The following is a 10,216-nucleotide window of genomic DNA, read 5'->3' as shown; positions in this document are numbered from 1 at the left end:
CGCCACCACCCGCGACGGCGCAACCTACCGGTGCTATCTGTATGGCGCCACCGGCTTTCAGAAAGCCATGAGCTTTGGACAAACGCCGCACTCCGATGCCATCTGCACCGCCATGGTGGGCAGGCCGGGCAACGGCGGCGCACAGGCTCCGGCCACGGCTGCTCAGCCACAGGGCCGCGGTGCAGCCAAGGAATGCAATGCACTGCTGCGCACAGCAGGGCGCTGCTAAGAGCGGCCAACAAAACTCTTCTGGCGTCGTTGCTGTGTCTTGTCGTACTGCTCGTACTGCCTGCGACACAGCGCCTAGCCAGAACCGCTTCGCTGAGTTTTGTTAGCCGCTCTCAATGGCACCGCGCTGCTTTGGCCTGCGGGCCATGAACCTGTATGCAAAGGACTTGAGACCATGAACCGAGGGCACTGGGCCAGCCTGCTGCTGGCGGCCTGCTTGAGCGGTTGCGCCAGCTTGCCCGGCGCCACCACCGACACGGTGGACGGCCGCACGGTCGAATACGTGCAGGCAGGGCAGGGCACCCCCGTGGTGGTGTTTGAGAACGGGCTGTGCGCCCGGCTGGACTGGTGGTCCAAAGTCTGGCCCGACACCGTGGCAGAAACCCGCGCGCTGGCCTACCACCGCGCGGGCTACGGACGCAGCGACGCGTCTCCCCAGCCGCGCGATGGGGCGCAGGTGGTGCAAGAGCTGCGGGCCTTGCTCCGGGCCCGCCAGCTGCCGCCGCCCTATGTGCTGGTCGGCCACTCGCTGGGCGGCCTGTACATGCAGCTGTATGCGCGCCAATACCGCGCCGAGGTGGCTGCGCTGGTGCTGGTGGACTCCACCCACCCCGAGCAGATACGCGGCGCTGGCAACCCCGACCTGTGGCCCACCTGGCTGAAGGTGGCCTTCCGCCTGGGCACCTCTGACGTGGTCAAACAAGAGCTGGCAGCGCTGGACGCCACCGGGCAACGCGTTGCCAGCCTGCCGGTAGACCCATCGGTGCCCGTGTTCGTGCTCAGCGCGCTGCAAACCCCGGGGGCTTCATCGGCGCTGGCCGAAGATGTGCGCCAAAAGCGCGCCGACTTCGCCCACCTCTACCCCGGCTCCACCCAGGTGTGGGTAGACAGCGGCCACGGCATTCCGCTGGAGAAGCCCGAGGCCGTGGTCAGCGCGATTCGCGCAGCACTGCAGGCGGCCCGCGCGCCACGCTGAAAGCGGTGGCGGCCACGCCAGTGGCAATTTCATCGTGGCGTGGCGGCCAAACTGCGTGCCAGAATGGCCCGATGAGCACTGCCACCTCCTCCTTCCAGTCCCACGCCGACGGCACCCGGGTCACCACCTACACCTGGGCCGAAACACCGGGCCAACCGGTGGGCGTCGTGCAAATCTCCCACGGCCTTGCCGAGCATGGCGAGCGCTACGACCGCTTTGCGCGGGCCCTCAACGCCGCAGGCTTCATCGTCCACGCCGTGGACCATCGCGGCCATGGGCGCACGGCAGGTGGCAAGCTGGGTGACTTTGGCAGCGCAGGCTTCGGCGGCCTCATTGCCGATGTGGCCCAGTTCGGCGCGCTGCTGCGCGCGCAGCATGGGCCGCAACTGCCCGTATACCTTTTCGGCCACTCCATGGGCTCGTTCGCAGCGCAGGCGGCCATCCTGGATCACTCGTCCACCTGGTCCGGCCTCATCCTGTCGGGCTCCACCGCCCTCGACCTGTTCGCCGCCGCCATGGCCAACGCCCCGGCCGACGCGCCCGCCGGGCTCGCGGCCTTCAATGCGGGCTTTGAGCACCGCACCGGCTACGAATGGCTGTCGCGCGACGCTGCGGAGGTGGACGCCTACGTGGCCGACCCGTGGTGCGGCTGGGACATGCCGGAGGACGTGATTCCGTCACTCTTCGCGCCTGCCGCCAAGCTGGCCGACCCCGCACAACTTGCGCGCATCCGCAAAGACCTGCCCATCCTCATCGCATCCGGCGACGCAGACCCGCTGGCCGCAGGCGGGGTGTTACTGGAGCAACTGGGGCAGCGGTATCGCGATGCCGGTGTGGCCGATGTGACGGTCAAGTTGTACCCAGCGGCGCGGCATGAAATCTTGAATGAGACGAATCGGGATGAGGTGACGGGGGATGTTGTGGGGTGGTTGAAGGCGCGTGTGTAGGTTGCGTAGTCGATGCTTAAAGCCGTCGCGGCGATCTGGTGGATACCTGTTCAAGCTCATGAGTGGGCCTTTGCTTACCGCGACTGCGCGCCAGATTCGAAGTAATGGAGCCTCGGCACTAGATCTAGTCAAGAAACGCATCAATTACCTTTGGACTAACCGTAGGTGCGATACCTTGCTATCAGACCAAGCTGTGGCGCCTGATTAAAGAGGGCCAGTGCAACGCTTCTGGGCGTTCAACCTATCATGCGTATAACAGTCGGGATTGCGGAAGCCTTCGCGCAATCCGTACAGTCAGAAACCCCGTGATAGTCAGGTCTACTAAGGTTGGGCACCAGGAATCTGCACTCCGTCAGTTGCCTACTTGCCTCACCACCGCATCATCAAATATGTCTACCCAACTAATTGAACGCCTTAACCAAACCTGCAAGGAAGATCCTTCTTTGCAGCCTCTGGCCGCACAGTGGGGCTTTGATCAGCAGCTGATAGGTAAAGCTTTACAGAACATCGCTGTCCAGTTTCCGCATTACAGCAGACACGATGAGTCGCATTCTGTCCAGATATTGACCAACATTGAGCGTGTTTTGGGTAGGGAAAGAATTGCGCAGCTTTCAGGTACCGACGTGTGGCTGATGTTAGAGGCTGCCTACCTGCATGATGTTGGTATGGTCGTGTCACAGCAACAAAAGCTGCAAGACTGGTCGAGCGATGAGTTCCGGACGTTCGTGCAGCGGCAATCAGCGCGCAACAGTGATGCCGGATCCGAAGTGATTTTGGCTGCGTTACAAAGCGGGAATATTTTCAATAGTAGTTCAAACCCTGTGCTGCTAATAAGCCAAATAGGTTTCACTTTTGCCGAGTTTTACAGGGGCAAACACCCAGAGAGAGCGAGCGAGGTCGCACGTTCGCCAAAAGATACCATCGGCTTGGACTCCCCGCGGAACGAGCTAATTCCAGCGCGTCTTTTCACGTTGCTCGGGCAGATATGTGCCATGCATGGGCGAGACCGAGCAAGCGTGCTTGAATTGCCTCACGTAGCATCCGGGCTGGGGAGAGACACCATTCACCCTCGATACATAGCTTGCATGCTCCGTCTGGGTGACCTTCTCGACTTGGACGATAACCGCTTTTGTCCGGTTATGTTGGGCGTGGCTGGTGAGCTGCCGGCCAAAACACATGCACATATTGATAAACACAGCGGCGTGCGTCACTTGCGCATAGATCCTAGGCGAATCGAAGTTCACTCCGTATGTACCACTTACGAGGGCTACGTCGAGTCAGAGAACTGGTTCGAATACCTTCGCTCAGAAATCGCTTGGCAGATGGCGCATTGGGCTGACATTGTGCCGGACGAGCGGCTCGGCTTGTTACCAACGATCGGCCGTGTGGTTACGGAGCTCACCGGATATGAGTTGATTGATAACCGCTCACGGCCAAATTTCGAATTTTCGAGGGACCGTGTATTTGAGCTTCTCCAAGGGGCTGCTGTGTATGAGTCAGAGGCTGATGCGCTTCGTGAGCTTGTGCAGAATGCTGTCGATGCAACGCTAATCTTGGCGTGGCTGAAGCACGGCGAGGGCGAACGAGTTGGCCTTGCACCTGAGGAGACAATTTATCGGCATGACAATCCCTACGGAACCAAGGTTCAGACTCTTCTTGGTCGTCTGCCGATACAAATCGATGTTCTGCAGAATGACGACGCTGAGACTGCTCAGACTCACCCGGTGACATTGCTGATAACCGACAGAGGCATAGGGATTGGTCGCGAAGATTTGGCGACCATGACGCGAGTGGGGGCGTCTTATAGGGAGACTTGGAAACGATCGGTCTATGAACGGATGCCGGTGTGGATGCGGCCATCAGGCGCGTTCGGGATTGGCCTTCAAAGCTTGTTTTTGGTAACAGACGAGCTTTCTATTCAATCACAGAGCTTCATGAGCAGAGAACTCTTGCGATTGAGAATGACTAATCCAGTGGGTGATGAGCGTGGCTCTATATATATCCAGAAAGCGCCAAATACACATACGTACAGCGAGAGCGGAACGCGCGTGCAGTTGCACTTGAAAAAGAATTTCATCGACGCATTCCAAATCAGGCGCGCCCCCTTTGAACACTTCGATCCCATCACGCCCAGAGAGGTGGACTATTTCTCGGGTGTACTTTCACATCTTCCTGTGCCGGTATTGATAAATGGGAAAGTCCATGGTGATTCGAAGCTTATGTCTTTGCAATGGCACTACATCGACGAACACAGTGCCGCGGTAGCATTCGAACTGGACGAAGATTCTCGCGCTGGAGCGCTGTTGTATTTCAAAGGTCAGCAGGTTGGTTTTCCTCGCAAGGGGCTGGAGTTGCCCTGTCGAGTCTACGTAGACGTCTTTGGAGACGCTGAGGACCTGCTGGCCGTGAACCGCCGGTACTTTCGTAACCCAAAAGTCCTAGAGCGGGTGCAAGCGGCTATCGTTGCCGCAGCTTTGCGAGTTCTAGGACAAGTTTCCCGCAACGACCACAGAACATTGCTTTCAACGTTACTGCTTGCACTAGATAAGCCGACAACTGACGAATACCTCCAGGTGCGCTGGTTGGAGCCCTCAGCCGCATCAAGCTATGCGCGGCGCTATCGCTATGTAAAAAACGCTGACGACACCACGTTCCCGACCATGGGCGAATTGCTGGAGGGCGACGCAAAGCTCTACCATGTTTTTGGCGATTACAGTCCGCGATATCTGCGAGTTAAAAGTCGTGACATCTCGTCAGTCGACGAATCGCTTTCAGTCTTCGTGAAAGGGATCATCCATCAGGGTTACCGGGGATACATCGATGCCGTTACGCAGAAAGGCGTAGTTATCGGCTGGAGCAGAACTCGCGAGGCGTGGGATATTGATGCGTTAAAAAGACTGTTTCTTGAGAGCATCATTCCAGGTCTACGGCTGGCCCTCCCAGTAACTAGTGCTTTTGCTCCTCTTGCATCTTTCAAATGGACTCCTTGGGTGGGAGAGCTCTCAAGGAGCCCGTTCTGTTTGAACCGCGAGTACATGTACTCACCATTCATTCTAGAAAACGGGAAAGTCACAACCTCGAAGTTGGATGAATTGATCAATTGGACGTTCGTACATCGGAAAAACCCAGAAGTGACAGTAGATGAAATCCGTCGCTGCTATCAGGATTTCATTCGCTTGGTTGATCAAGCAATGCTTGACGAGCCAAGCTGGACCAGCGTGGTCGGTTACACCGTTTAGCTAGAGCCCGAGCATTCAATCGCGCGGATCACGGCTCAACTTACCGACCCCGCGCCCCACGCCCCCGCCGCGCAGCCCCAGCCACCTGGCAAGCCCTCCGATACGCCCGCAGCGTCACCTCCGCCCGCTGCATCACCGTGTCCTCCACCGTGGCCGCCCCACCGGCCAGCTCATCCGCCTGCGCCTGCACCAGCTCCGCCGGGCTCATGCCCGACGCCTCGCCCGTCAGCAGCGCAATCCCCTCGCTCACGTGCCCCATGGTGTAGACATGGAACAGCCCACGCTCCACGGCATCCTGCACGCTGCGGTCCAGCATCAGGTGGCGCTGGTTGCGGGCGGGGATCAGCACGCCTTGCGTGCCGTCCAGGCCCGCGGCCTGGCAGGCCTGGAACCAGCCTTCGATTTTTTCGTTGATGCCGCCCACGGGCAGCACCTCGCCGTGTTGGTTCAATGCCCCCGTCACGGCGATGCCCTGGCGCAGGGGCAGGCCTGACAGGCTGGACAGCAGCGCGTACAGCTCGGCGCACGAGGCGGAGTCGCCTTCCACGCCGCTGTATTCCTGCTCGAACACGATGGACGCATTCAGCCCCAGCGGCGCCACGTGGCTGAACAGGGCCGTCAGGTAGCTGTGCAGGATGAGCACGCCCTTGTCATGGATGGGGCCGGACATATCGACCTCGCGCTCGATGTTGAGCAGGCCCTCTTGCCCGGCAAAGGTGCGCGCGGTGATGCGCACGGGGAAGCCAAAGCGGTAGTCGCCCAGGTCGATCTGCGTCATGGCGTTGATCTGCCCGGCCACGCTGCCGGTGAGGGTGATCAGGCGCTCGCCTTCGGTGATGGATTCGTGCAGCTGTTCTTCGGGGTAGTTGTGGCGCAGGCGGCGGGCGTGCAGGGCGGCTTGCACGTCGGCAGCGTCCACCAGGGTGCCGCCGCGCTGCTGGCACTGGGCGGCGCTTTCGATGAGCAATGCTTCGGTGTGGGCGAATAGGGCGCTTTGGCGGCCCTGGTCGTCGGCCTCGCGGTGGGATTGCTCCAGCAGCAGGGCCACCGCGGCGGGGCCAAAGTGGGGCAGGCCGCGCTTGTGGCAGGTCTGCGCGACGAAGATGGCGGTGGCCTGGCGGGTGGCGGGGGTGGCGGCAAAGCGCTCCACAAAGTCCACCTTGGCGCGAAAGCGGCGGGCGGCGTCGGGGTCGGCCTCTTGCAGGGCGTAGTACTCCTCCACCGATCCGATCAGCACGATCTTGACCTCCACATCCACAGGCTCGGGCAGCAGCGCGGCGGGGGCGCCGGGGCCGTGGGCCGTAGCGCCGCCACCACCGCCACCCGCACCTTCTTCAATCTGCAGGCGGCCGCAGCGCAGAAAGCGGCGCAGGCGCGGCCACAGGCCTTCTTCGGCTGCCACGTCCTGCAGGTGCAGCAGGATGAAGCCGCCGTGTGCCTTGAGCAGGCTGCCGGCCAGGATGCCGGTGTGGTCGGCCTGCACGGTGTCGGAATCCAGCCCGTGCTCGATGCTGCCGAACAGGGTGCGCGCGGTGGGGTGGTCTTCCACCACCACGGGGGCGGCGGTGCGGCCGTCGTTGTCCACCACCAGGTTCACCTGGCAGCGGGCCAGCAGGTCGTCCAGCGCGTCCTTGCGGTCGGCTTCGGCGTCGCTGTCGGGCTCCTGGTCGTGCAGGGGCTCGAACAGGTCGATGTGCTCCAGCAGCGCGCGCTCCACGCGTTCCAGCCATTGCGAAAGCTTGGCGCCGTCCTTGATCTGCTTGCGCAGGCCCTGGCGCAGCCCGTCCAGGCCTTGCTCCACCAGCGGCTTGATGGTGCGGCGGCGCAGGGCGGCCAGGGCCTCGTCGCGGGCGCGTTCCAGCGGGCGCATCGTGTCCAGAAAGCGGCCAATCTCGGCGCGCAGGGCTTGCTCGGCCAGGTCGATCTCGGCGCGGCGCTCGGGCGGCAGGGCGCGGGCCTCGGCTTCGGTCAGCGGCTGGCCGCGCGCGCCCGTGAGGGTGAACACCATCTGCCCGCCTTCGCGCGTCAGGTTGAACTGGCGCGCCTTGGCAAATTCGTCGAGCTGGGCAAACGCGGCGGATTCCTGCGCCTGCCACTGCTGCTGCAGGCGCCCGGCCTCGGCCTTGAAGTCGGGGCTGGCCAGGCGCTTGGGGATGTCCGCCTGCAGGTTGCGCGCCACGTCAGCCATGCCCTGGCGCAGCTGCCGGCCCTGGCCTGCGGGCAGGCGCAGGGCGCGGGGGCGCTCGGGGTGGTCAAAGTTGTGCAGGTAGCACAGGTCGGGCGGCACGGGGCGCTGGGCGGCGGCCTCGTGCATGGCCTGGCGCAGCAGCGATGCGCGGCCGCTGCCCACTTCGCCCAGCACAAACAGGTGGTAGTCGGGCTGCTGCAGGTTCAGGCCAAACTGCGCGGCGGCCTGGGCGCGCTCCTGGCCGATCCACGGCAGGGGCTGGCCTTGCAGCTCGGCGGTGGTGGCAAAGCCCAGGCTGGCGGGGTCGATGGTCAGGCGCAGTTGGTGGGGGGCAAGGGCGTGGGCGGGCATGGCTGGGTGGTCGGTTTCTTCTGGGCCGCTGTGCGGTGGGGGCACTGGTTGCGTGCATTCGCCACAGTGTGCGCCGTGTGCGGGTGCCGATGCAAATATGAGTCAAATTGGCCGCCAGCGCTTATCCATCAAGCGCTGGCAGCTATCAAAATAATAGTTTTCAAGCCGACGGGGCTGCGATCACGGGGCGCGGCCTGCGTGGGCGGGGCAGGCTCCCGCAGGCGCACCGCCCGCCAGCGCGTGGCTGCGCGCATCGGCCAGCGCGGCGGCGGTGGGCACCTCGGTGGGCCAGCCCGCCAGGTGCTGCTGGGCCACACGGCTGAGGGCCGTGATCCAGTGGTGGTTGTCGTTCAGGCAGGGTATGTAGTGAAACTCCTGCCCGCCTGCATGCAAAAACGCCTCGCGCACTTCCATGTTGATTTCTTCCAGCGTCTCCAGGCAGTCGCTGGTGAAACCGGGGCACACCACGTCCACCCGCCGCGTGCCCGCCTTGCCCAGCGCCTCGATGGTGGGCTGGGTGTAGGGCTCCAGCCACTTGGCCTTGCCAAAGCGCGACTGGAAGGTGATGCGAAAGCGCTCCTCGCGCAAGCCCAGGCGCTCGGCCAGCAGGCGGCCGGTTTTGCGGGCCTCGCAGTGGTAGGGGTCGCCCAGGTGCAGCGTGCGCTCGGGCACACCGTGGAAGCTCATCACCAGCTGGTCGGGCTGGCCATGGTGTTTCCAGTGCGTTTCAATGGTGCGGGCGAGGGCGTCGATGTAGCCAGGCGCGTCGTGGTAGTGGTTCACAAACCGCAGCTCGGGCACGTTGCGGGTGGCGGCGGCCCAGGTGTACACGGCGTCAAACACGCTGGCCGTGGTGGTGGCCGAGTACTGCGGGTACAGCGGCAGGATGAGGATGCGCGTGGCGCCCTCGGCCTTGAGCGCATCGAGCTGGCTGGCGATGGACGGGTTGCCGTAGCGCATGGCGTGGCGCACCAGCACTGCGTGGCCTGCCTCGCCCAGCCAGCCGCGCAGCAGCGTGGCTTGTTTGGCTGTCCAGTGCGCCAGGGGTGAGCCCTCGGGCGTCCAGATGCTGGCGTACTTGGCGGCCGACTTGGCCGGACGGGTGCGCAGGATGATGCCGTGCAGGATGGGCATCCACAGCAGTTTGGGGATTTCCACCACGCGGTGGTCACCCAGAAACTGCGCCAGGTAGCGGCGCACGGCCGGGGCGGTGGGTTCGTCGGGCGTGCCCAGGTTGCACAGCAGCACGGCGGTGCGGTCGGCCTGGCCGTGGGTGTAAGGCGGTTCGGGAGAGAAGGTGGAGCGCATGGCGCCATTGTGGCAAATGGGCCGGGCCCCGGGCGGGCGTGGAGTATTCTCGCCAGACCATGCCCGACACTCCATTCCCCGGTTCGCCCGGGCCCGACGGGGCCGGGGCCCAGGCCCAGCCCCACGCCGCCTCCCAGCTGGACCTCTCCCGCATTCGCGCCATCTCCATCGATCTGGACGACACCCTGTGGCCCATCTGGCCCACCATTGCGCGTGCCGAGGCGGTGCTGCTGGACTGGCTCACGCACCATGCCCCGGCCACTGCGGCGCTGTTTTCCAACACCGAGGCGCTGCGCGCCATCCGCAACCAGATGGTGACCCTGCGCCCCGACCTCAAGGCTGACCTGAGCGCGCTGCGGCGCGAGTCCATCCGCCTGGCCCTGACCCAGGCGGGCGATGAGCCCGCGCTGGCCGAGCCCGCGTTTGACCTTTTCTTTGCCGAACGCCAGCGCGTGGAGCTGTTTGACGATGCCCACGACACGCTGGCCTTTCTGTCGGCGCGCTACCCCGTGGTGGCGGTGTCCAACGGCAACGCTGACGTGCACCGCATCGGCATCGGCCACTACTTTCGCCACAGCATCAGCGCGTCGGACTTTGGCGTGGCCAAGCCGGATCCGCGCATCTTTCACGCCGCCGCCACCGCCGTTCAGGTGGCGCCGCACGAGGTGCTGCATGTGGGCGACGACGCCACGCTGGATGCCCACGGCGCGCTCAACGCGGGCATGCAGGCCGTGTGGATCAACACCGCCAACCACCCCTGGCCGCATGAGCAGCCGCCCCACGCCACGGTGCCCAGCCTGACGGCGCTGTGCCGGTTGCTGGGCTGATGCTGATGCTGATGCTGATGCACTCGAGCACGTTCTTGCCCCAGATCAATTCCTGAAGGCGCAGCGGTTGAAACCGCTGCCCGATGCCGTCACACTCACCCGTCGCCCAGCGACCTTCCGCCATGCCCCGCAAGCTCCACTTTCTGCCCCCC

General features: G+C 63.6%; 6 protein-coding genes and 1 pseudogene. 5 read left to right on the top strand and 2 right to left on the bottom strand.

Annotation, left to right across the window (positions count from 1 at the left end):
• The 4 genes and pseudogenes from ACK4OE_RS23725 to ACK4OE_RS23710 form a co-directional block, all read left to right on the top strand.
• A pseudogene (locus ACK4OE_RS23725) lies at positions 1-229 on the top strand (hypothetical protein); the annotation flags it as partial.
• Positions 230-403: 174 nt separating this feature from the next.
• On the top strand, positions 404-1,204 hold the full coding sequence (locus tag ACK4OE_RS23720) for an alpha/beta fold hydrolase (RefSeq protein WP_409888723.1): 801 nt from the start codon (positions 404-406) through the stop codon (positions 1,202-1,204).
• A 71-nt stretch (positions 1,205-1,275) separates the two neighbouring features.
• Positions 1,276-2,151 carry an alpha/beta fold hydrolase gene (locus ACK4OE_RS23715; RefSeq protein WP_409888721.1) on the top strand — a complete coding sequence of 292 codons (876 nt, stop codon included), beginning with the start codon at positions 1,276-1,278 and terminating at the stop codon, positions 2,149-2,151.
• Between the two features lie 389 nt (positions 2,152-2,540).
• Positions 2,541-5,390 carry a hypothetical protein gene (locus ACK4OE_RS23710; RefSeq protein WP_409888719.1) on the top strand — a complete coding sequence of 950 codons (2,850 nt, stop codon included), beginning with the start codon at positions 2,541-2,543 and terminating at the stop codon, positions 5,388-5,390.
• A 40-nt stretch (positions 5,391-5,430) separates the two neighbouring features.
• Here the strand turns inward: ACK4OE_RS23710 and ACK4OE_RS23705 are convergent, their stop codons facing one another.
• Together ACK4OE_RS23705 and hemH are read right to left on the bottom strand one after the other, a co-directional pair.
• Complete coding sequence (locus tag ACK4OE_RS23705) at positions 5,431-7,929, bottom strand: Lon protease family protein (RefSeq protein WP_409888717.1); 2,499 nt, start codon at positions 7,927-7,929, stop codon at positions 5,431-5,433.
• Positions 7,930-8,109: 180 nt separating this feature from the next.
• Entirely contained in the window at positions 8,110-9,237 is a 1,128-nt protein-coding gene (gene hemH / locus ACK4OE_RS23700; protein WP_409888715.1) for a ferrochelatase, read from the bottom strand.
• Between the two features lie 59 nt (positions 9,238-9,296).
• Here hemH and ACK4OE_RS23695 point away from each other — a divergent pair, with 59 nt between their 5' ends.
• Positions 9,297-10,064: an HAD family hydrolase gene (locus tag ACK4OE_RS23695; protein WP_409888713.1), complete on the top strand. Its 768-nt coding sequence runs from the start codon at positions 9,297-9,299 to the stop codon at positions 10,062-10,064.
• Positions 10,065-10,216 lie beyond the last annotated feature (152 nt).

Source organism: Acidovorax sp., from assembly GCF_046314175.1.
Lineage (GTDB): Bacteria > Pseudomonadota > Gammaproteobacteria > Burkholderiales > Burkholderiaceae_C > Acidovorax.
The sequence above is the reverse complement of the archived record's forward strand: the minus strand, read 5'-3'. Positions and strand labels throughout refer to the sequence as shown.

Excerpts from the sequence above, each read along its gene's own strand:
- ACK4OE_RS23710 (WP_409888719.1), top strand. The coding sequence starts at position 2,541 with ATGTCTACCCAACTAATTGAACGCCTTAACCAAACCTGCAAGGAAGAT.
- ACK4OE_RS23720 (WP_409888723.1), top strand. The coding sequence starts at position 404 with ATGAACCGAGGGCACTGGGCCAGCCTGCTGCTGGCGGCCTGCTTGAGC.
- hemH (WP_409888715.1), bottom strand. The coding sequence starts at position 9,237 with ATGCGCTCCACCTTCTCTCCCGAACCGCCTTACACCCACGGCCAGGCC.
- ACK4OE_RS23705 (WP_409888717.1), bottom strand. The coding sequence starts at position 7,929 with ATGCCCGCCCACGCCCTTGCCCCCCACCAACTGCGCCTGACCATCGAC.
- ACK4OE_RS23715 (WP_409888721.1), top strand. The coding sequence starts at position 1,276 with ATGAGCACTGCCACCTCCTCCTTCCAGTCCCACGCCGACGGCACCCGG.
- ACK4OE_RS23695 (WP_409888713.1), top strand. The coding sequence starts at position 9,297 with ATGCCCGACACTCCATTCCCCGGTTCGCCCGGGCCCGACGGGGCCGGG.